This window comes from Nonomuraea sp. NPDC050328, from assembly GCF_044459405.1.
Lineage (GTDB): Bacteria > Actinomycetota > Actinomycetes > Streptosporangiales > Streptosporangiaceae > Nonomuraea.
The window spans coordinates 442,236-463,894 of the sequence record NZ_JBITIW010000002.1; the positions used below are offsets into that span (position 1 = coordinate 442,236).

Annotated in this window: 18 protein-coding genes and 1 tRNA gene; 5 read left to right on the plus strand and 14 right to left on the minus strand. The window is 71.3% G+C overall.

Annotation, left to right across the window (positions count from 1 at the left end; all coding sequences use genetic code 11):
• Positions 1-47: 47 nt before the first annotated feature.
• Positions 48-1,880 (minus strand): AMP-dependent synthetase/ligase, encoded by a 1,833-nt coding sequence (locus ACIBG7_RS08205; protein WP_397335616.1) that lies wholly within the window; start codon positions 1,878-1,880, stop codon positions 48-50.
• 135 nt (positions 1,881-2,015) lie between these two features.
• Between ACIBG7_RS08205 and ACIBG7_RS08210 the strand changes: the two genes are divergently transcribed.
• Positions 2,016-2,528: a hypothetical protein gene (locus tag ACIBG7_RS08210; RefSeq protein WP_397335617.1), complete on the plus strand. Its 513-nt coding sequence runs from the start codon at positions 2,016-2,018 to the stop codon at positions 2,526-2,528.
• Positions 2,528-3,097, plus strand: a complete 570-nt coding sequence (locus ACIBG7_RS08215; RefSeq protein ID WP_397335618.1) for a hypothetical protein — start codon at positions 2,528-2,530, stop codon at positions 3,095-3,097. The genes ACIBG7_RS08210 and ACIBG7_RS08215 overlap by 1 nt, the downstream gene beginning before the upstream one ends.
• A 43-nt stretch (positions 3,098-3,140) precedes the next feature.
• Here ACIBG7_RS08215 and ACIBG7_RS08220 read toward each other — a convergent pair whose 3' ends face one another.
• The 3 genes from ACIBG7_RS08220 to ACIBG7_RS08230 form a co-directional block, all read right to left on the minus strand.
• Positions 3,141-4,304 carry a hypothetical protein gene (locus ACIBG7_RS08220; RefSeq protein WP_397335619.1) on the minus strand — a complete coding sequence of 388 codons (1,164 nt, stop codon included), beginning with the start codon at positions 4,302-4,304 and terminating at the stop codon, positions 3,141-3,143.
• A 326-nt stretch (positions 4,305-4,630) separates the two neighbouring features.
• Entirely contained in the window at positions 4,631-5,206 is a 576-nt protein-coding gene (locus ACIBG7_RS08225) for a hypothetical protein (RefSeq protein WP_397335620.1), read from the minus strand.
• Positions 5,207-5,267: 61 nt separating this feature from the next.
• On the minus strand, positions 5,268-6,860 hold the full coding sequence (locus tag ACIBG7_RS08230) for a serine/threonine-protein kinase (RefSeq protein ID WP_397335621.1): 1,593 nt from the start codon (positions 6,858-6,860) through the stop codon (positions 5,268-5,270).
• A gap of 796 nt (positions 6,861-7,656) precedes the next feature.
• On the opposite strand from ACIBG7_RS08230, the gene ACIBG7_RS08235 reads away from it, so the two are divergent.
• Entirely contained in the window at positions 7,657-8,553 is an 897-nt protein-coding gene (locus tag ACIBG7_RS08235; RefSeq protein WP_397335622.1) for an NAD(P)H-binding protein, read from the plus strand.
• 671 nt (positions 8,554-9,224) lie between these two features.
• Here the strand turns inward: ACIBG7_RS08235 and ACIBG7_RS08240 are convergent.
• From ACIBG7_RS08240 to ACIBG7_RS08265, 6 genes are all read right to left on the minus strand, one after another.
• Positions 9,225-9,301, minus strand: a tRNA-Ile gene (locus tag ACIBG7_RS08240).
• A 105-nt stretch (positions 9,302-9,406) separates the two neighbouring features.
• Complete coding sequence (locus tag ACIBG7_RS08245; RefSeq protein ID WP_397335623.1) at positions 9,407-12,571, minus strand: ATP-binding protein; 3,165 nt, start codon at positions 12,569-12,571, stop codon at positions 9,407-9,409.
• Positions 12,571-13,239, minus strand: coding sequence for a hypothetical protein (locus ACIBG7_RS08250; RefSeq protein ID WP_397335624.1), 669 nt, complete (start codon positions 13,237-13,239; stop codon positions 12,571-12,573). The genes ACIBG7_RS08245 and ACIBG7_RS08250 overlap by 1 nt, the downstream gene beginning before the upstream one ends.
• A gap of 4 nt (positions 13,240-13,243) precedes the next feature.
• The gene (locus ACIBG7_RS08255; RefSeq protein WP_397335625.1) at positions 13,244-14,242 is read right to left on the minus strand and encodes an endonuclease domain-containing protein; all 999 of its coding nucleotides are present in this window, start codon (positions 14,240-14,242) and stop codon (positions 13,244-13,246) included.
• Positions 14,243-14,372: 130 nt separating this feature from the next.
• Entirely contained in the window at positions 14,373-15,818 is a 1,446-nt protein-coding gene (locus ACIBG7_RS08260; protein ID WP_357927065.1) for a S1 family peptidase, read from the minus strand.
• A 60-nt stretch (positions 15,819-15,878) separates the two neighbouring features.
• Positions 15,879-16,811, minus strand: coding sequence for a LysR family transcriptional regulator (locus tag ACIBG7_RS08265; RefSeq protein ID WP_397335626.1), 933 nt, complete (start codon positions 16,809-16,811; stop codon positions 15,879-15,881).
• Positions 16,812-16,883: 72 nt separating this feature from the next.
• Here ACIBG7_RS08265 and ACIBG7_RS08270 point away from each other — a divergent pair, with 72 nt between their 5' ends.
• Positions 16,884-17,108, plus strand: a complete 225-nt coding sequence (locus tag ACIBG7_RS08270; RefSeq protein WP_357927060.1) for a DUF6158 family protein — start codon at positions 16,884-16,886, stop codon at positions 17,106-17,108.
• On the plus strand, positions 17,105-17,338 hold the full coding sequence (locus ACIBG7_RS08275) for a hypothetical protein (RefSeq protein ID WP_397335627.1): 234 nt from the start codon (positions 17,105-17,107) through the stop codon (positions 17,336-17,338). The genes ACIBG7_RS08270 and ACIBG7_RS08275 overlap by 4 nt, the downstream gene beginning before the upstream one ends.
• Here ACIBG7_RS08275 and ACIBG7_RS08280 read toward each other — a convergent pair.
• From ACIBG7_RS08280 to ACIBG7_RS08295, 4 genes are all read right to left on the minus strand, one after another.
• Entirely contained in the window at positions 17,335-17,508 is a 174-nt protein-coding gene (locus ACIBG7_RS08280; protein ID WP_397335628.1) for a hypothetical protein, read from the minus strand. The genes ACIBG7_RS08275 and ACIBG7_RS08280 overlap by 4 nt on opposite strands.
• Entirely contained in the window at positions 17,508-19,136 is a 1,629-nt protein-coding gene (locus ACIBG7_RS08285) for a sodium:solute symporter family protein (RefSeq protein ID WP_397335629.1), read from the minus strand. The genes ACIBG7_RS08280 and ACIBG7_RS08285 overlap by 1 nt, the downstream gene beginning before the upstream one ends.
• A gap of 42 nt (positions 19,137-19,178) precedes the next feature.
• Positions 19,179-20,228 (minus strand): serine hydrolase domain-containing protein, encoded by a 1,050-nt coding sequence (locus ACIBG7_RS08290; RefSeq protein WP_397335630.1) that lies wholly within the window; start codon positions 20,226-20,228, stop codon positions 19,179-19,181.
• Between the two features lie 143 nt (positions 20,229-20,371).
• Positions 20,372-21,658: a cytochrome P450 gene (locus ACIBG7_RS08295; protein WP_397335631.1), complete on the minus strand. Its 1,287-nt coding sequence runs from the start codon at positions 21,656-21,658 to the stop codon at positions 20,372-20,374.
• Between the last annotated feature and the right edge of the window lies 1 nt (position 21,659).

Consider the following 21,659-nt stretch of genomic DNA (forward strand, 5'->3'; position numbering starts at 1 on the left):
GCGCACGGGCACGCGGAGGTCGCCGAGCTGCTCCGCGCGGCCGGTGCTCAGGCCTCGTCGTAGAGGCTGTCGATCACGTCGGAGTACTTGGCGTGGATGACCCGGCGCTTGAGCGAGAACTTCGGGGTGAGCTCCTCGGTCTCGGTCGTCCACTCCACCGGCAGCAGCCGCCAGTGCTTGACCTGCTGGACCCGCGCCAGGTGGCTGTTGGCCCGCTCCACCGCCGCCTCGATCTCGGCGAGCACCTCGGGCCGGTCGGCGAAGTCGGCCAGGCCGGCGAACTCCAGGCCGCGCGCCGCCGCCCACTTCGGCGCGATCTCCGGGTCCAGCGTGATCAACGCCACCGGGTACGGCCGGCGATCTCCGTAGGCCAGGGCCTGGGCGATCAGCGGGTGCTGCTTGAGGTGGTTCTCGATCAGCGACGGCGCGACGTTCTCGCCGCCGGCGGTGATGAACAGCTCCTTCTTGCGGTCGACGATGCGGTAGTAGCCGTCCTCGTCCACCTCGCCGACGTCGCCGGTGCGCAGCCAGCCGTCCTCGTCGTACAGCTCCTCCTCGGGCAGGTTGCGGTAGCCGGAGGTGGCGATCGGGCCGCGCATCAGGATCTCGCCGTCCTCGGCGATCTTCACCTCGATCCCCGGTACGGCGGGGCCGACCGAGCCGAAGCGGTAGGCGGCGGGCCCGTTGGCGGTGAACGCGCCGGTGGTCTCGGTCATGCCGTAGACCTCCAGGATGTTCATCCCGAGCCCGGCGAAGAACTGCTGCACCTCCAGCGCCAGCGGGGCCGCGCCGGAGCCGACCCAGGTCGCCCGGTCGAAGCCGATCAGCGCCCGGATCGCGGCCAGCGCCGGATCCACCCGCTCGAAGGCCGCCTTCAGCTCCTCGGGCGGCGTCGCCCCGCCCTGCCCGGCCTCGTAGTACGCCAGAGACGCGGCCATCGCCGCCTTGAGCTGGGCCTGCTTCTCCTCCGGCTGCGCGGCGAGAGCGGCCTGCAGCCCGGCCATCAGCTTCTCCCACACGCGCGGGACGCCGAAGAACGTCACCGGCCGCACCTGCCGAAGCGCCGGCGCGAGCTGCGTCGGATCCGGGCAGAAGTGCACGTGCGAGGCCTTGAACAGCGGCAGGTACAGGCTCAGCACCCGCTCGGCGATGTGCGCATAGGTCAGGTAGGAGATCTGCGCGCTCAGCGGCGCGAGCTGGCCGATGCGGTCGATCACCTCGACCTCGTAGCAGACGTTGCGATGCGTCAGCGGGACGCCCTTCGGGTTGCCCGTCGTGCCCGAGGTGTAGAGCACGGTCAGCACGTCCTCCGCGCCGATCGTCTCGTACCGCGCCGCCACGGCCGCCTCGTCGTAGCCCTCCGTGCCGCGCCGCAGCAGTTCCGCCCACGTCATGAAGCGCTCGTCGCCCGCCGGGCAGGCCGTCTCGTCGAGCACCACCACCTTCTCCAGGTGCGGCAGCTCGGCCAGCGCGTGCTGCCACCGGGCCAGCTCCGCCGCCCCGCCCACCACGGCCACCCTGGCCCGGCAGTCGGCCGCGATGTAGGTGACCTGCTCCGGGGCGAGCGTGCCGTACACGGTGATCGGGACCGCGCCCGCGTGGAGCGCTCCCAGGTCGGTCAGCACGTGCTCGGTGCGGTTCACCATCATCAGCGCCATGCTGTCGCCCGGCCGTACGCCCAGGTCGACGAACGCCTGGGCCAGGTCGAGCACCTGCCGCCTGGCCTCGCCGTACGTGATCGTCCGCCACCCCTCGCCCTCCGGCGTCGAGTACGCCGGGGCGTCGGGGTGGGCTTCGGTGATGGCCTTGAGCTGGGCGCAGATGGTGTGGCCGGCGATCTGCGCGTCGATGGCGGAACGCTCCTGGAGAACTTCGGCCATGCGGGCTTCTCCTGTCAGTATCCACTTATTGGGGGTGGGTGTATCTGACCATGCGCACTCGCCTGTGACAAGGGTCACTTCTGTCGGTGCCTGGCCCTATGCTGCGACCTGATCTTGGATTGCGGAGGAGGGGCCATGCGGTTGACACCGGAAGAGAGCCAGTGGGCTCTGCTGACCGGGGCCGGAGTGCGCGGCGGTTTCCAGGCGGCCTGGATCGAGGGAGACGACCTCGATGCGATCACCGCCGGGCTGGGCATGGACCCCGAGGAGCGGATCGAGTGCGACCTGGCCACCGCCATGCGCTGGCGCCGGCCGGTCCACGCGCCCGTCGTCCACTGGGTGGGCCCGCATTCGCCGGGCTGGACGTTCGCGATGCTGGTGGCCGGCTTCGAGTTCGACGCCGCGCTGCCGGGCCGGCAGGTGTACCCGTTCACCTACCTGTACGAGATCGGCGAGTTCTACAGCGTGCCCGGCCTGGAGTGGGACGACGAGCGCTTCGCCGACCTCGCTCTTCCGGACGACATGGGCGACGAGGAGTGCCTGGACGACTGCCTGGTCGCGGTCGGGCGGATCACGGGGCGCTTCATCGACCGGGGCTGGCTCGCCGAGCCGCGCACCCTGGGCCGGCTGACCGGCGGAGGCTGGTGATGAGCGCTGAACTGCTCCGTGAGCGGGGCTTGGGCTGGTTCTTCGCCGCCACCTGGATCGAAGGGGACGACCCGGCGGAGATCGCCCGCCTCCTGCGCGCCGACCCGGAGGACGGCATGTCGTGCGAGCTGGCCGAGGCGATGCGGCACCTCGACCCGTACGCGTTGACCGAGCTGATCTGGCTCGGCGCGCACGCTCCCGGCTGGAGCCACGCCGTCACCATCGCCGGCCCGCCGTTGCGCACCGCCCCGCTGCTGGCGGCCGGGCGCAAGTACGTCCACGTGGTGTGGGACGGTCCCGGCCCCGGCGTGCACGACCTCGTCCACTCCGACGGGGTCACCGAGTTCCGGCAGCCGCCCGCCCGCGTCCACGACCCTGGCTGGCGTTTGCACGAGTACGCCGAGGGGCTCCTGCCGCCCGGCCACCCAGGCGTCTTCGACGTGCTGGCGGGTGGCGGCGAGCGGCAGTGCCTGGACAACTGGCTCACCGTGGCCGCCCGGCTGACCGGCCGTGCCCTCACCGAGGAGGCCCTTTCCGCGCCCCGGCTGCTGTACCGCCTGCCGATCTGAGCCGAACCGGGACTCCTGCGCCGGACCGTCCTCCCTTCCACGGTCAGCCGGCCGACGCCTCGAACCCTCCACGAGCCAGAACCACCGACCTCGTTCTCTCTCCGGAGACGGTCACCCGGGGCTCACCGGGACCGTGGAGGGCACTGGTCCGCAGCCGGAACACGCTCGGCTCGCGGATCTGCAGGCCGGACAGCCGCCACGGTTCGTCCGGAGCGGACGGCCGAGCCATCTGGACGACCGCCGAACCGGCCCGCTCGAACCCACGCTCCACGTAGCCGGCCCGGTACCGGGCCAGCCGCAGCCTCGCCTCAGCCGGAAGGTCGTGGTCCTGCTGGGGTGACAGCCGTGAGTACGGCGGCGCCGCCGGTATGAGCGCTCGGGCCTCCTCCGTGAGGTGGCTGTCACCGCCGATGTCGTGCAAGGCGTTGACCAATCGCGGCCGCAGAGCCGGACCGCCGCGGCTCAGCCACGTGTCGATCAGCCGCCGGAAGGCCACTTCACGCCGCGCCGCCAGCCGATGAGCGGCTGCCGCCACGACGTCCGCCCCCGCACCACTGAAGGCCCGGGCCAAGGCGTGCACCGGGATCTCGCCCGCGTGCTCCGGGTACCGGACCATCCGGATCCCCACCATGACGCGATGCACGAGGAGAGCGGCGAGTAAGGCCGCACCAGAAAGCTCAGGGTGCCGCGGCGGAGCAGGCACCCGCACCGCCGGGCTGACCCTCGGCGTCCGAGCATCGACAGCTCGGCCCGCCGCGGACAGGTGCCAGCTGGAATCGTCGGGCCGGACCCTGGCGCTAGCGGAGCGCATCGTCCCACGGTCGCCGATGCCGATCACTACGGCGCCGGAGTCGACGTGGAGGGTCATTCCGTAGGCGTCGCGCGCGTCGAAGTCGATCTCGTCGAGCTCGTCCAGCCACATGTGCAACTCTGCGAGTGGGCGATCGGCGTCCGGCAGGTAGCGTCGAGACACGCCCACGGTGAGGGCGCCTTTCAACCGGGAATCGACCCATTCCACCGACAGGGCGCGCACGGCAGCAGTCGAGAGATCATAGGTGAAGCCGATCTCCTCTGCCGTTTCAGGCGTGAGGGACGTCTGGGAGGGCTGCACCCTGCCCCGACGGTCGCGCCACGTCGTCGCCTCCGCTTCGGCGGGACCGAGCATCGGCTCGATGGCGTACCCGCTGCGGGCGGCTTGCTCGACCATCCAGTCCCGTCGTGCGGACCCGAGATCAGCCATCCATCGCAGGGCCGCACGGGCCTGCCGCTCCCGGCCCGGGCAGTGCGCGTCATCGCAGCGCGGAACAGCGGGAGCGTGTTGTTGTCCCAGACATCCGCGGTAGCCCGGATGGTCTCCCGGTCGAACGTCCTGGCGTCAGCGGAAGCCTCCGCGATCTGTACCAGAGACCTATCCAGCAGAGCGCCCAACGCGGCGAGAGCATTTCTCCTTCTGCCCATCATGCGGGAGGGCACCTGACGTCGGAGAGCCGCCTGCTCAGAGCCGAGATGCGCGGCACGATCACCACGAGCAGCTCATCCGCCCGGTCCGGTCGGCTGGATGGGAGCACCGTCGCCGACCGTGGGCAGGTCGCCTCGTTCGACGGGGCTTCGACGCGGTCCCGGCGACCCCGTCGCGACCGCACGGCGGGCGCTGCCCACAGCCGTCTTCAAGGTGTCCCGATCGACGTCCGCGAGCTTCCCGGCCAGCACGAGGACCGCATCACCGCGGACAGCGACGTACTCGTGCCGCCCAGCGGCCTGCCGGTACCACCCGGCCTCATCACGCGCGCACTGGACCGGCGAGCCGACGGGATCGGCATCGGTGACCGGCTTGTCCGGACAGAGCGCGTCACTGAAAGTGCCGCGATCAACGCGCAACTGGAGCTGCTCACCCTCGGGAGAGACGTAGAAGGCCCCGAAACCCTCCTCGTTGACCCCGCCGACGGACTGCTCGACGAGGTCGTAGCCCGGCACATCCACCACATAGATCAGGTCAGGCGCGACACCGGCTGCCCGGGCCTGATCGATCAAGGCCTGGCTGAGCGCGCCTCCCGAACCGCACCCCGCGACAGCCAAGACCACGATCCCGAGCCCGACGCTCTTCAGCATGCCGTCACCCTAACGCGGCCCACGATTGCTGACGGCTGTGATCACCGTCATCCGAACGGCCCTACACGCCAACCCGGTGATCGCTTCCAGTCACAGCCCCAGCCCGTACGGCACGCACGAGCAAGCTCACTGCGAGGGCGACGTGCCACAGGGCGTACCCCAGTGCGCTGATGGCGTCCCACGCGGTGATGTCGCTCCAGCTCACACCGCGGTTTTCTATCGCGAACCACAGCACGTACGTCGCCGTGGAGACCAGCCCGATCAAGGTGCCCAGCACCGCGGGGACCCAGCCCGCTCGCCAGGCCAGCAACGCCGTGACCACGACCAGCAGCCCCTGGACCGCGGAAACGGCGATCACCGCCTGCTGGTCGAATCCCGTCACCATGGCGATCGACACCATCACGCTCACGAGAGCTGTCGGCACGAGGGTGACGGCGGCGGCGAGGCTGGTTCGCCGGAGGGAGACGGCGAGGGCGACCAACGCTGCCACCAGGGTGATGTCGCTGACGACCCACACCGCCAGCATGATCTCCCGCAGTTCCCTCCTGCCCCACACGAGGATGATGACCGTCAGGATCAGGATGAAGAAACCGGACAGGATGGTCAGGACCAGCGCGGTGGTCGCCTGCGGCACTCCCGTCTTCGGCTTGGCCGGGCGAGCGTGCGGGTGCACAGGCGGTGCCCCCCAACCGGGCGGCTGGGCAGGCATCGGCTGACCCCAGCCCGCCTGCTGCCCACCGGAACCCCCACCTGGCTGCTGCCCCCCGGACTGGCCGGAGGGACCCCAAGGGGCCCTGACCTCGGGCGCGGCCACGGCCGGGCGAACGGTGTGCTGGTCGGAGTCGGGCAGCAGCAGGGTCGCGGACGGTGGTCCTGACAGCAGGGTGGGCTGTTCGGCCAAGGCAGCCGGAAGCTCCTCCCCGGTGATCCGCCGCAGCAGGCCAGCGGCACTGGGCCGGGACGCCGGGTTCTTGGCGAGGCAGGCAGCGAGCATCGGCCGCAGTTCATCGGGCACAGCGGACAGATCCGGCTCGCGAGTCATGATCGCATGCATGACCGCCGGGAAAGTATCCCCGCGAAACGCCTGCTGCCCACTGGCCGCGTAGATCATCGTCGTGGCCCAACTGAACATGTCCAGCGCCGAAGTGGGCGGACTCCCCTCGAACTGCTCAGGTGCCATGAACGCGGGAGTCCCCATGATGCTGTGTGTGGCACTACGGTCCAACGCCCGGGCGATCCCGAAATCGATCACGACCGGCCCCTCGGGACCCAGGATCACATTGCTCGGCTTGAAGTCGCGATGCACGATCCCGGCCCGATGAATCGCCGCCAAGGCGGTCAACGTCGTCACGGCCAGCCGCTCCAACCCGCTCCCCGACCGCGGCCCCTCCTTCCGGACCAGCTCATCCAGCGAAGGCCCCGGAATGTGCTCACTGACGATGTACGGCCGCTCATTCGCGATCCCGACATCCAGCACCCGCGCCGTACAGAACGGAGCCACCCGTCGGGCCGATTCGGCCTCCTGCAGAAACCGCTGGCGCGCGTTGTCGTCCGCCAGCGCCTCCACGTGGAGGGCCTTGACCGCCACCTGCTGCCCCGTAGGCCCCTGCCCGAGATAGACAGTGCCCTGGCCACCCCGGCCCAGCACACCCATCAACCGATACTCGCCAAGTTGTCCGGGCTCTCCCGGTATGAGGGCTTGCACGAGATCCGACCCTACATGCGGCCTTCTGCCGGGCGGCGCATGATCATCGCAGTGGGTGAGAGCAATGGTCGGAGAACTTGATCCACAGGTCTTGACGATTGCTCTTCGCGTTGTGGCCTTCAGCGGCGAATGGACCACGCACTGAACCGCGCCGGCGCGCCTCGCGGGCAGTGGGTAGCCGGGTGGTGCGCTCGCCGATACTGCGCCGCATCCGTACGCAGAATCGCCCCACGTTGGGACCATGCTGCACTGGAACCGGGGCCGCCGCCTGGACTGGCATCACCGCTGCTCGTCAATCCGCCAGGCTCTTCAAGACAAGGTTGACGGGAGGAGAAAGCCTTTCTTGGAGTGGAGAGCGTGCTTCGCCTGGCGATGACAGACGCAACTTTCCTTCCCGCTTGAGCAAGATATCCCGCAGACCTGCGCGATATACGGAACACCTTATGGCCATCGCTGATGCCGATATCTTGCGAGCGCCGCACGCCTATCTCAAGCGCTTCCAAAAGGCAGGGAACTGCTGGTCTGGCATCCTCCCCCCGGCCTGCCGTACTCCGCTTACGTGGTTTGTCGGCGCGGGGCATATGCATGGCCCAGGCGCTGAGCAGAGACATGGCGGCCTGGAACGATCCATATGCGAGCTCTTTGAAACCGCCCTACCATCCCGGAGTTCAGAGCTGCGGCCGTGAAACGAGGCGACGGACGCGGCGGCGATCCCACTGCACATCCCGAGAACCAGGGGAGCAACGTGACGATTCTAGTGACGGGCGCAACCGGCAACATCGGCCGTCGCGTGGTGGGTGGGCTGGTGGGCGCGGGTCAGCGGGTGCGCGCCATGACCCGCGACCCGGGAGCGGCCCGCCTGCCCGACGGCGTCGAGCTGGTGCGTGGAGACTTCACCCGGCCAGACACCTGGTCGGGTGCGCTGGACGGAGTCGATCGCGTCTACCTGTTCCCCTTCGCGTATTACGTGCCGGAATCCGCTGCGCTCGGGTTCGTCGAGGAAGCAGCCGCGGCGGGCGTACGCAGGTTCGTGGTGCACTCGGCCGCGGCAGCGGGGTTCGCCCCGTCCGACGGAACGAGCGCGCTGGACCGCCACCTGGAGGAGGAGCGGGAAGCTCATCGCGGGCTGGAGCTGATGGTGGAGGCCACGGGCCAGGAGTGGACACACGTGCGTCCGGGGCTGCTCGCCGCCAACGCACTGGGCTGGGCGGCGCGGATCCGCGTCGAGCGAACGGTACGGGAACCGTACGGCCGCTCCGGCTATCCCGTGGTGCACGAGGCGGACGTGGCCGAAGTGGCCGTCGCCGCCTTGCTGACCGATGCCCATCTCGGCGCGGCCTACACGATCACCGGCCCGGCTCGGGTCACCTTGGTCGAGCAGGCCACGGCGATCGGCGCCGCCATCGGCGCGGAGATCCGATTCGAGGAACTGACCCCGGAGCAGGCCCGAGCGCAGTGGCTCGCGGACGGCTACCCGCTGGATATGGCCGACTGGATGATCGAACTGCGCGCCGCGGCGGTCGACGGGCCAGGTGTGCTGCCGCCTACTCGCACGTACGAGGAGATCACCGGTCGCCCGCCGCGCACGTTCGCCCAGTGGGCGCGCGACCACGCGGTGGACTTCATGGAGGTGGCGGCATGACCACCCTGGTGACCAAGGCGACCGGCGTATCGGCGTCTCGAGGAACGGCTGAAGGTCCGTCAGGACGTGCGCGCTGGGACGCGGCGCCCTGCGGTTCGCGGCCCGCCGGGCAGGGCTGAGAGTGAGGAACGAGCGGCGTATGCCCGTACGCTCGCTGCTGTCGAGCGTGGCGTGCACCGCCGCTTCGGCTTCGCCGCCAAGCCCAAGGACAATCTGGCGCGGTGCTCGCCGGCGCCTCACCATGTTCTCTATGGCTCGCCCACGTGCTGGGGGTGAGGAAGGAACCCTGAGCAACAACGGAAGCCAGCTCGGACGGGCCGATCGTAGGGCTGTATCCGCCCGGCGGCGTGGCGCCGGGGTCGGCGAGGTCGCTTGGTGCGGCGGGCCTGGCAGTCGACGGGCAAGCGACGGACCGCTGTACGGCGGCCCGCTGCGCCGCCGCCTTGACGTTGCGTGACAGAGCCGCGCCCACAAGGACCCCGGGACACCTCGAGGCTCTTGGTCGTTGTCGCGGAATCTGCAAACAACGCATCCGAATTGCCACTTCACCCGGGAAGCGCCCCAAGATCCATTCCCCGGATATTCCGGAAGGGGTGGCATGCGGCTGCAGGCGGAGCTCAGCTCGCCGTGAGGTGAAACCCCTGCTCAGCAGCATGATCCGAGGTGAATAGTGGTAGGGCGGGTGGGACTTGAACCCACGACCCACGGATTATGAGTCCGATGCTCTAACCGGCTGAGCTACCGCCCCGCAATCATGGAGTCTCCCACAACTTGAGAGCAAACGAGACGGCGAAGTCGTGCCTCGTCTGGGCGCGACGTCAGGGGGTGGGATCGGGTGTCCAGTCGTGAGGGGTCACGTCGTGCTTCGGGCTCGTAGCAGGACCTCCTCGGTCGAGAGTGGGGCGCGGGGGTGGTGGGACAGGCAGAGGGGGGTCTGGATCTTGACGAAGGGGTCGCCCTCGGCCGAGGCGTAGAACTGGCCGGTGCGGAGGCGCGCGATGTCCTCCACCGCGCTGCCCTTGGCGGCGGCGAGTTCGCGGGCGGCGGCGATCTGGGCCGGGGCGTTGAGCAGGCCGAAGAACTGGGTGGCGCAGTTGCCGGGGATGCGGTTGTGCAGACCGCGCGGAGCCTGGGTGGCGAAGACCAGGCCCAGGCCGTACTTACGGGCCTGCGAGGCCAGGGCGAGGGTGCTCTGGGTGCAGGGGGTCAGGGCGCCGGAGGGGGCGAAGGTCTGGGCCTCGTCCATGACGAACAGGCCGCCGAGGGGGCGGTCGCCGGCCGGGTGCTTCTTGATCCAGGCGAAGAGCGCCATCTGGAGCTGGTTGACGAAGCTCTGGCGCTGGTCGTCCGCCTGGAGGCCGACGAAGCTGATCACCGAGACGCGGGCTCGGCGGCCAGGGGTCGGGGTGAGCAGGACGCCCGGGTCGGCGGGTTCACCGGCACCGCCGAACAGGGGGTCGATCACCATCGCGGCCTTGAGGCTCTCGCCGAGGTCGGCGGCTATGCGCTGGGCGTTGTCCAGGCGGCTGACGCCGTCGGGGAGGTCGCCGAGCAGGGCGATCAGGCCCTTGAGGTCTGGGCGGGCGGTACGGCTGCGCTTGCCGTACCAGTCGAGGGCCTCGCGGAGGACGGCCTGGCCTCGGTGGGCCTTGACGGTGCGGGCGGTGAGGCGGGCGTGCGGGATCAGGGCGGCCAGGGCGGATTCGACGGCCTGGTCGTATTCGTCCGGGTCGTCGGCTACGGCGGTGAAGTCGGGGAGGGGGTGGAAGGCCAGGGGGCGGCCGCTGTCTCGGCGGGGGGTCCAGATCACCACCTCGGTATTGGCGAGGTAGGCCTCGGCTCGGGTGGGCTCGGGGTGGGGGTCCGGCCAGGGGTCGCCCAGCCGGGCCAGGTCGTTGTTGGGGTCGAGGACTATGGCGGAGACGCCCTTGAGGGCGCATTCCTCGATCAGGCGGCGGATCAGGACCGTTTTGCCTGAGCCGGAGCCGGCGAAGACGGCGACGTGTTTGCGGAGGGCTTCTAGGTCGAGGTGGAGGGGGGTTTCGTTGGTGGTGTCGTGGCCCAGAGGGATTTGGGGGTGGCCCGCCGTACCGGCTGGGGTCGCGGGGCCAGCCGACTGGCCGTTCTGGCTGGGGTGGCCGAGAAGGACGGTGGGGGCCGGGGTGGGGTGGACAAGAGGGAGGGTGGGGGCTGGGGTGGGGTGGCTTCCAAAGACAGTGGGGGTTGGGGCCGGGGGAGGGGTGAGGGTGGTGGTGAGGAGTTTGAGGCCCTGGGTGGGGCGGCGGGTGGCTAGCCAGGTGGGCAGGCCAGGCGGGTTGGCGGCGAGGAGGTCGCGAAGGGCGGCCAGGAGGTGGAGGTCGTCCGAGGCGAGGGGCAGGACCCGGCCGCCTGCCTCCTCGAAGGCCTCGACGGTGAGCCGGGTGATCGGACCGCTGGGCCAGGCGGAGTTGCGCAGGACGAACAGCCGCCGCTTGGGGGTGGCGGCGTCGAGGGCGGCGGCGACGGAGGCGGCACGCAGCCGGGCCAGGACGGCGTTGTGGTGCTTGGCGCCGATGGCACGGAAGGCCCAGTGGATCTCGTCGCCGGTGGCGTCGTCCAGGACCTCGCGCAGCCGGGCGTGCAGGGGCGGGCGGGAGCTGGGGGCGGCGTCGCGGGAGTAGCGGCGTCCGGCCTCGCCCTGCTCCATGATCCAGGCGGACAGGCCGGCGTCGAGCAGCGGCGGGATGACCTCGTCCTCGGAGTCGGCGTCGAGACGGAGTCCCAGGTCGCCGCGGGCCAGCAACGCGGCGAAGCGGGCGTCGAGCTCGTCGTGGTCGCCGGGCGCGGGGGCGACGGGCGTGACCGGGACGGGGCCGGAGCCGTCGAGTTCGCGCACGACGCCTTCGGCCAGGCACGCCTGCACGTGCCGGTCGATCTCCAGCAGCAGCTCGCGCGGGGTGAAGTCGGTGACCCGGTCGAAGAAGGCCGGCAAGACCGGCCAGGTGGGGTACGGCGGAGCGAACCCGATCTCCGCGAAGCGGCCGGTGAAGCGGCGCTCGACCAGGTTCTGGGCCAGGTCGCGGTGGAGGGTGGTGTGCAGGAGCGGCACCTCGCGGAAGCGGTCCTGGACCGAGTCGGTGGCGACCTTCTTGATCATCGCCCAGGAGGCGGGCAGGCAGCTCAGCACGGTGAGGGTGCGGAAGGTGGACTCGCGCAACGTCATGAGCCCGCCCCCGACCCGCTCGACGACGAGCTTGTCGTTCCAGGAGATGGTCTCCTCGCCGGCGGTGTTCAGGCCGGACTGGGCGATCAGGGTGTCGACCTGGTCCACGGCGATGACGCTGTGCCCGGTGAGGGAGAGCACGAGCGACAGGTGCCGGACGATCTCCTGAGGGGAGGGGACCGCGGGCCCGAGGCCCCAGTGGGCGCGCTCGCCCGGGTGGCCCTCGGGGACGCAGGTGAGGTAGGCCTCGCCGATGTCCTGCAGCCCGAGGTCGGGCCCGGCCAGCAGCACCAGCGCCCGGAGGACGTCGCGGCACTCGCGCCCGGCCTTCGGGTGGCGTCGCCGTACCTCCTCCACGAACAGGTCCAGGGTCTCGCGGGTCAGGGGCGAGCGGCCGGCGGCCTCGCGGCGCTTCATCCGCGGCAGGTTCACCTCGTGGGCCAGCCGGGACAGCAGGACGCGGAGCTGGGTCTGCCCCTCGGGCCCGGGCCGGGCCAGGCCGTCGAGCATGGAGACGACCGCGCTCTCCCAGAAGCCCTTGGCGTCCAGGAGGCTGAACAGGAAGAAGTAGCCGCCGTCGCGCATGACCTGCTCGCGCAGCCAGCCGAGCAGGTGGGTCTTGCCGGTGCCCCGGATGCCGCGTACGGCCAGGCCGACCGGGTTGCCGTCGGTGCGGGTCTCGGTGAGGGCGGCGCGCAGGACGCGTTCGATGTTCGGGTAGAGGTCGTCGACGTGGAAGGGGGAGGGCCGCCAGACGTCGTCGGCCACCTCGACCGGATGGAGCCGGAGTGCGGCGAGCGCGTCGAGGTCGTGCATCAGACGCCGATCGCCAGCAGGTGCTTGGCCTGGTTGCCGAGGGTGAGCGCGGCGGCCTCGTCGGCGGGGGTGAGGGACTTCTGGTTGCCTTCGGGGATGAGCGCGCCGTCGGAGCGGTTGATGGCGGTCAGGGCGGTGTCGACGGCCTCGCGGGGCAGGTCGCTGAGCAGCGGGCGGAGGTCGGCCAGGCGGACCCAGTCGCCGGGGGCGGGGGCGAGGGCGGCGTAGGCCTGGCGGACGCGATCCTCGGGAGTCGAGCCTTCTGAAGCCGCGGCCGGGGCCTCCGGCAGCGGGGGCTCCGCAACGCCGGGCGCGGGGGCCGGGGTGAGGAGGTCGGGGGCGAAGATCTCGGCCAGGCTGCGGTCGCCGCGGCGCAGGGAGGTGGTGAGCCAGGCGAGCATGACCCGCGCGATCACCGCCCCGCCGGTCCGCAGCGGGATGCCCGCCCGCAGTTCCTCGCCGGCGCGGGCCCAGCCGGAGTCGGTCAGGACGTGGCGGAAGACCCGCCCGTCCTTCTCGCTCTCGACGAGCTTGGCCTCGTTGAGCGCGGTCCTGACCTTGCCGTCGATGGCGGCGCCGTACCGCTCCTTGAGCAGGGTGTTGTCGGCCTCGCCGGTCTCGGCCATGAGCATCAGCAGGGCGCCGAGCTGGGGGAGGGTGAGCGTCATGGGGTCAGCCTCTTCTGCGGGTGTGGAGGAGTGTCGCGATCTGGGCGAGAACGGTGGCCACGTCGGTGAGCACGTCGTGGTTGGTGAAGCGGAGGACGGCGAAGCCGTCGAGCTGGAGCAGGACGTCGCGGCGGCGGTCGCGGGCGAACTTGGCGGCGCCCCGGTGGTCGGGGCCGTCGATCTCGACGATGCACCGCTCGGCGGGCCACAGCAGGTCGGGGTGGATCGGCTCGCGCAGCGGGGCTGGGTGGTAGCGGCGGTTCCACTCGCGGCCCTCCGCCCAGGGGCGGGTGGCCAGGGCCGCTTCGAGGGCGCGCTCGGCGGCGCTGCCCGGGTGCGGCCGACCGGCGACCGCGGGGTAGGTGAGCGCGGGGAACAGACCGGGGACTCCCGAGTCCGGAGGCCCGGTTCCGGTCGCGGGTTCCAACGTTCCAACGGGTGCGCGCTCGACCGCCTCCCGCAGCTCAGCGCCGGTGAGCCAGACCCCGAACCGCCCCCGCTGCGCCAGCCACGAGGCGCCCGACACCAGCCGGTGCTCATCGGACGGGCTGAGCCCCGGCGGCACCCGCACCAGCAGGGCGGCGGCCTTGCGCCCGTAGCTGGCGGCGAGCACCTTGGCCAGCCCGGCGGCCCGCGTCTCGACCGGGAAGCGGCGGCCTGGCCCGCCGGTGAGGGCACGTTCGGCCAGGTCGCCGAGCCAGGGCCCGAAGTGGCTGGTCCGCCGGGACAGCTCCAGGGCGAGCGAGCGCGCCGCGGCCGGCCCAGCCCCGCCCGAGCCGCGTAACCCCTCGGCGCCCGGTAACCATGCCGGGAACAGCGCCAGGCAGGCCCGCTCGATCTCGGCCAGCGCGGTGTCGATGAGGTCGGGACCGGGCGCGGCCAGGACGGCGATGGCGGGGGAGCGGTCGGGCAGCGGGTTCACCGCGAGCGCCAGGACGTCGGCGTCCCCGCCGGTCAGCCGCACGGCGCGGCCGACGGGCAGTTCCGCCCACGACAGTGTCACGTCGTCGTTCCCCTGCCCTCACCGGTGGTCAGCGTCAGCGTGGTTATACACCAACGATCACCACCTTCGCCCCGGAATCACCCGCAAACGGGCCCCGCCGATGGCGACGGGGCCCGGAGGATCTAGCGGGTCAGGGGCGCGTGATGCCCAGGGTGTAGGAGCCGGAGCCGCTGTAGGAGTGCACGCGGTACCGGTAGTAGCCGGAGGTGCCGTTGTAGCTGATCGTCTCGTCGGGGTTGGCGCTGTCGCCGCGCGCGACGACCGCCCAGGACGAGCCGTTCCACTTCTGCAGGTAGAGGTCGAAGTCGGCGCCGTCGGGCCCGTCGAGGCAGCCGGCGTGGGTGCCGGAGGCCGCGGCGTGGTAGTAGGAGCCGTTGGGCTGGTAGACGCTCTGCCCGGAGGTGAGCGAGCCGGTGTAGCGGTCGGGGGAGTTCTGGCAGCCGGTGGGCGGCGGGCCTCCGCCGTACAGGACCAGGCTGTAGCCCCGGTTGAGCAGTTCGCCGAGCGGCTGGAAGTAGGTGGTGCCGCCGGAGCTGCAGTTGCCCGAGCCGCCGGAGGTCATGCCCTGCGCCTGGTCGCCGCTGATGAACGCGCCGCCGGAGTCGCCGCCTTCGGCGCAGACCGTGGTGCGGGTCAGGCCGGAGACGGTGCCCTCGGGGTAGTTGACGGTCTGATTGAGCGAGGTGACCGTGCCGCAGTGCCACTGCGTGGTGGAGCCGGAGCGGCAGACCGCGCCCTGCGGCTGGGTGACGGCCGAGCCGCGCACCGGCAGGATGCCGGCGCTGTAGCCGTTGACCACGCCGGGCGCGGTCCAGCTCGAGTTGGTCTCGACCCAGGCGTAGTCGTCGCCGGGGAAGGACGAGACGCGGAAGGTGCCCTGGGCCTGCTGGTTGACGCCGTTGGTGGCCTGGCCGACGTCGCCGCAGTGGCCGGCGGTGGCGAAGCCGAGGGCGTTGTCGCTGGTACGGCGGGCCGCGAAGCCGACCGAGCAGCGGTAGCCCGCCGCGGGGATGTAGTAGGCGTCGCCGCCGCGGATGTCGGCGTACGGCTTGGGCTGCTCCGCCGAGGCGACGATCTTGATGCCGTCGCGCCCGCCGGCCCAGGCCTGCGCGGCGGCGGGGTCGGAGGCGTGCAGGACGACCGCGTTGTCCTGCGGGGAGACGCCCCAGCCGTGGATGGTCGAGGCGGGGCGGGGCGCCTGGTCGAGGGCGGCCTTGAGGGCGTCGAGCTGGGCGAGGGAGCGGGTGACGACCCGCGCCTCCGCGCCGGCCCGGCGGATCGTCCTGGTGTGGGCGGCGTTGACGGTGGCCACGACGAGGGTGCTCTCGGCGCCCTCGTACCAGGCCCCGGCGTAGTCGGCGCCGAGCCGCTTGCCGAGCGAGGGCGCCAGGGCGTTGCCGCGGGCCTCGTTGGCCAGGCGCTTGATCGCCTGGGCCTCGGTGATGCCGAGGTCGCGTTCGATCGCGTCCACCATTCCGGGCGGGGGATCGGCCGCGGACGGGGCCGCGTGGGCGGGGACCGCGCTCAGGGGGATGGCGAGCGCGCCGAGCGAGAGCAGCGCGATGATGCGTCGCATGGTCTCTCCTTGCTGGCTGGGGGTGCCGTCAACGTAACGGCGGGTCCAGCAGTCGAGGAGCTACCATTTCGCCCCTATCGCGGGGTTATGGGCCAGCCACGCGTCGTAGACGGGGCTCTGCCGTACCGCTTCGGCGTGCGCCTGCCTGGCCTGGGCCAGCACCCAGGAGGCCCCGGGGGTGGCCGGGTGCCAGCCGAGCACGTGCCGCCAGCGCAGCGGCGCCCCGCGCAGCGGGATCATCACCAGACCGGTGGCCGGCTGGTGGGTGGCCTGGCACAGGATCGCGGCGCGGCCGATGCGGGCCAGGTGCACGCAGGTGGCCACGTCGGTCTCGTAGATCGTGCCCGGCGTGAAGCCCGCGCGGGTGCACGCGGTGGCGAAGCAGTCGCCGAAGCAGCCGTCGCCCGGGTTGACCGCCCAGCTCTCCTCGGCCAGTTCGGCCAGGTCGAGCTCCTTCTCCCCGGATAATCGGTGGCCCAGGCCGAGCAGCACGAAGACCGGGTCGACGCCGATCGTGGTCCAGCTGATCGAGTCGCCCGGCGGGCCGCTGTCGCCGCACACGCCGACCAGGGCGTAGTCCAGGCGTCCGAGTTCGGTCATGGTGGCCAGCTCGCGCGCCGACCACGAGGTGCAGGTGCGGACGGGGCCGTGCGCGGTCAGCCGTTCGACCAGGCCGCCGAGGATCGCCCCGCTGGTGGCGCCGATGCGGAAGCGCGTGGTCGGGCCGTTGGCGAAGCGCACCGCCTCCTCCTGCAGTTCCTTGGCCGCGGGCAGGAGTACTCGGGCGCGGTCGAGGACCAGCTCGCCGAGGGGGGTGGGGCGCGCGCCGGTGCGGTCGCGCTCGAACAGGGGGCCGCCGAGGAGGCGTTCGATGCGCTTGAGCTGCGCGGTCAACGCCGGCTGTGCCAGCCCCAGCCGGGTCGCCGCCTTACTGACACTTCCCGCGTCCGCGACCGCCCGGACGATCCTGAGGTGCCGGAGCTCGAGGTCCATATGCGGAGTGTGACACATTTGTCAGGAAATATGACGAGCAAGTGTCGGGGATTCCTGGGTAGAGGCTGATTCATGACAGAGATGGGAATCGACCCGCGCGACCTGACCGAGGAAGACCTGCGCCGGGAGCTGCGTCACCTGCACACCACGCGCACCGACGCGTTCCTGCACGGCTCCGACGAGGCGCTGGCGCGGCACACCTCGCGCACGGCCGAGCTGGAGAGCGAATACCTGCGCCGCCACCCCGAACGCGAGGTCGATCCGGAGCGGCTGCGCGAAGGGGCGAGGAAGCGATGAAGGACCACGACGTCCAGGCGATGTCCGACGCCGATCTGCACGTCTACGAGGCCGTGGCCGCCCGGGCGACCGCCGGCGAGTCCACCGACCCGGACACCGTCACCCGGCTGACCGGCTTCACCGACCCGGGAGTACGGCGAAGCCTGGCCAAGCTGGTGGCGCTCGGCGCGCTCGTGCCCAGCGGCGACGGCTACCGGCTGGGCGAGCACACCTTCGGGGTCGACTACTAGGGCTTGTCCCCGGTACGGCGGAGCCGTACCCACAGCAGGAAGGCCGCGCCGAACACGCCCATGGCCAGCCCCGTCCACAGGTTGACCGCCTCGCCGCCGACCGCGCCGGTCACGACGAGGATGACGCCGTAGAGCAGGAACAGCCCGCCGATGACCTGTCTGATGTCCATCAAATGATCACTCCGTACATCGCGGCCGCCAGGATCAGGGCGCCGATCCCGAGGATCAGCGGGGAGCGGTACCAGCGCTCGTCGCCGGAGAGCGTGTCGTCCTCCAGGTCCACGGTCAGCCCGTAGACCAGGCCGCGCAGCTCTTCGGCGGGCTTGGGCGTGGTGACCAGCGTGACCACGGCCGACACCAGCAGGTCGACCACGAACGCGGTGCCCGCGCCCCAGAAGCTGGCGTTCAGCTCGGTGCCGAAGTCCAGGACGCCGGTCTTGTAGAGGATGTAGGAGGCGAAGGCGGCCAGCGTGCCGGCCAGCAGCCCCCAGAATCCCGCCCACGGCGTCATGCGCTTCCAGAACAGGCCCAGCAGGAAGGTGGCGAACAGCGGGGCGTTGAAGAAGGAGAACAACGCCTGCAGGTACTCCATGATGTTGGAGTAGCCCGCCGCGATGAAGGCGGTCCCGACGCCGAGCAGCACGCCCGCGACCGTCGCGATCCGGCCCACCCGCACGTAGTAGGCGTCGTCGCGGTCCTTGGCGATGTGCGCGCCCCACAGGTCGTTGGTGAAGACCGTGTTGAACCCCGAGATGTTGGCCGCCATGCCCGCCATGAACGAGGCCAGCAGGCCGGTGACCGCCACGCCGAGCACGCCGTTGGGCAGCAGGTCGGCCATGAGCAGCGGGATGGCGTCGTTGTAGTCGTGCTTGCCGCCCAGGTCGCTGAAGAGCACCAGGGCGATCAGGCCGGGGATGACGGTGATCAGCGGGATGAAGATCTTCGGGTAGGCCGCCACGATCGGGGTCAGCCGGGCGGCGTTGGTGTTGCGCGCCGACAGCGCCCGCTGCACCTCGGCGAAGTTGGTCGTCCAGTAGCCGAAGCTCAGCACGAACCCCAGGCCGAAGACGATGCCGATCCAGTGCGCGGCCATCGGGTTGTCGCCGGCCGTGTGCGACCAGGTGTGCAGGCCGCCCTCGCCGAGCGCGCTCTGCCGTACCCGGTCGGCCAGGCCGCCGAGGCCGCCCACCTTGATCAGCCCGAGCACGGTCAGCGGGATCAGCCCGGCGAGGATCACGAAGAACTGCAGCACCTCGTTGTAGATCGCGCCGGACAGCCCGCCCAGGGTGATGTAGGCCAGCACGATCAGCGCCGAGACCACCACCGAGACCGGCAGCGGCCAGCCCAGCAGCGCCTCCATCACCAGGGCCAGCGCGTACAGGTTGACCCCGGCGATCAGGATCTGCGCGGTGGCGAAGGTGAGCGCGTTGAGCAACTGCGTGGAGGGGTTGAAGCGCCGCCGCAGGAACTCCGGCACGCTGCGCACCCGCGAGCGGTAGTAGAAGGGCATCATCACGATGCCGAGGAAGACCATGGCGGGGATGGCGCCCACCCAGTAGTAGTGGACGGTCATGGCGCCGTACTGCGCGCCGTTCGCGGCCATGCCGAGGATCTCGATCGCGCCGAGGTTGGCCGAGACGAACGCCAGGCCGGTCACCCAGGCCGGCAGGCCGCGTCCGGCCAGGAAGAAGTCGTCCCTCGTGGTGATCGCCTTGCGTGCCGCGAACCCGATGCCCAGGACGGTCGCGAAGTAGATCGCGATGAGCGCGTAGTCCAGGAGGTTGACGTCGAGCCGCATCCGCCGTCGCTACCCCGGAAAATGCTGAGAAATCCCGTGAAATCAGGGCTTCACGCTGGGGCAGAGCCGCCGCCACAGCACCTCGTTGGTCGCGGCCAGCTCGCGCCCGGTGCGCGGGGTGTAGGAGATCGACGCCTGCCGGCTGCCGTCGGCCAGGTGGAAGGACATGGTCTGGTAGCCGAACGCGGTGCCGGTGTGGCCCACGACCAGGCCGCAGGGCGTCTGCTTGAGCCCGAGTCCCATGCCGTACTCCTGGCCGGTGGTCATCAGCCGGAGCAGCGCAGGCGGGAGCAGCCGGCCGGTCAGCAGGGCGCGGTAGAAGCGGTTGAGGTCGGCGGTGGTGGAGTTCAGGTTGCCCGACGCCGCGGCCACGGTCAGGTTGAACCTGCTCACGTCAACCGAACCGTCGAGGTAGCCGTGCAGGTGGGGGCCTCTGATGGTGGTGCGGGCGCCCGGCACCTCGGTGTCCTTCAGCCCGAGCGGGATCACGATGCGCCGCCGGATCTCCTCGCCGAAGTCGCGGCCGGTCACCCGCTCGATCATCATGCCGAGCAGGACGTAGTTCGTGTTCGAGTAGGCCTGGGCCGCCCCCGGCTCGAAGGGCCGCTCGTGGCGGCGGGACAGGGCGACCAGCTCGCGCGGGTCCCAGGTGCGGAAGCGGGAGGCGAGCGTGCCGCCCGGGATCTCGCCGTCCGGCAGGTACTCGGGCACGCCGCTGCTGTGGGTCAGCAGATGCCGTACGGTCACCCGCGACGCCAGCTCGACGCGGTCCTCGCCCAGCTCCAGGACGGTGGCGACCGTGTCGTCGAGGGCGAGCCGGCCCTCGCCGACCAGCTGCAGGATCACGGTGGCGACGAACGACTTGACGATGCTGCCGGCGCGGAAGTGCTCGCGGCCGGTCGGGGTGGCGGGCGAGCCGAGCTTGGTCCGGCCGGTGGCCGCTCGCTGGATCCGGTCGCCTTGCCGTACCTCGGCGATCACGGCGAGGGCGCCGGCGCGGCGGATGTGGTCCAGGTCGGCGGCGAGGGTGGGGGTGGGGGAGACGGTGGTGGTGGTCAGGGTGGCGCACAGGGCGAGGGCGGGGCGGATCATGGGATCGACGCTACGGGCGGGATCCGGCGGCGGGGTCGTGCCGGGGAACGGTCCCGGTCCGGCCGGTCGAAGGGGCGGGCTCCTCCTCGCGGAGGAGCCCGCCCCTCAACGAACAGCGGGGGTGACCCTGAGGCGCCCGACCCTCAGCGAGCGGCGGGGGTGACGCGGAGGGGCAGGGTGCGGGGGCCGCGGACCTGGCCGGTGGCCCAGGTGACGGCCTCCGGATCGGCCAGCGAGAACTCAGGGAACCGCTCCAGCCACACCTCCAGCGCCACCCGCAGCTCCATCCGCGCCAGGTGCGAGCCGACGCAGCGGTGGATGCCGAGGCCGAAGGCGACGTGCCGGTTGACCTCCCGGTCGATGACCACCTCACCGGCCCGGTCGAAGTGCGCCGGGTCGCGGTTGGCCGCCGGGAAGGAGAGCAGGATCCAGTCCTCGGCGCGCATCTCCACGCCGTTGAAGCTGGTGTCCTCCTTGACCAGCCGGGCCATGGTGACCGGCGCGTAGGCGCGCAGGAACTCCTCCATCGCGGTCGGCAGCAGCTCCGGCTCGGAGACCAGCCGCCGCCGGTCGGCGGGCGTCTTGGCCAGGTGCCACAGCGAGGCGCCGATGGCGCTCCACGTGGTGTCGATGCCGGCGATGAGCAGCAGCGCGATGGTGCCCGCCACGTGCCCGGAGGTGAGCTTCTGGCCGTAGAGCTCGGCGTTGATCAGGTAGGTCGTCAGGTCGTCGCGCGGCCGTTCCAGGTGGTCGTGGATCTGGTCGAGCAGGTAGTCGAAGAGCGCGTCCATGTTGGCCATGCGCTGTTCCGGCGGCAGGTTGACGCCCTCCAGCGCACCCTCGATGAAGCCGCGGAACTTGCGCCCGTCCTCGGGCGGGAAGCCGAGCATGTCGGCGATGACCCGCATCGGGATGTGCTGGGCGTAGTCGTGCGCGGCCTCGACCACGTCCTGCCCGGCCAGCGCGTCGATCAGCTCGTGGCAGAGCGCCCGGGTGGCGGCCTCGCGCCGGCTGACCGCGGTCTTGGTGAAGGCGGGCAGCAGCAGCTTGCGCGCGTCGTGGTGGAAGGGCGGGTCGGAGGAGATCGGCGGCACCCCGCCGACCGGGGCGGTCTCCTTGGGCGGCCGGAAGTTGGCCATGACGACCGCGCGGGAGGAGAAGCGCTCGGTGTCGTAGGCGATGGCCGCGACGTCCTCGTAGCGGGTGGGCAGCCAGCCGCCGCCGAACCGTTCCGTGTGCGCGATCGGGCAGCGTTCGCGCAGCTCGTCCTGGATCGGGTAGGGGTCGGCGGCCCACTCCGGCTCGGTGTGCGAGAAGTCGGTGGCCCAGTCGGTGACCGGCCCGACGACGATCTCGTTGCGGACACCGAGCGGGGTCTCCGGATCGATCCCCTCGCGCGGGCTGCGGACGAACCGCTCGTCGGTCGTCACC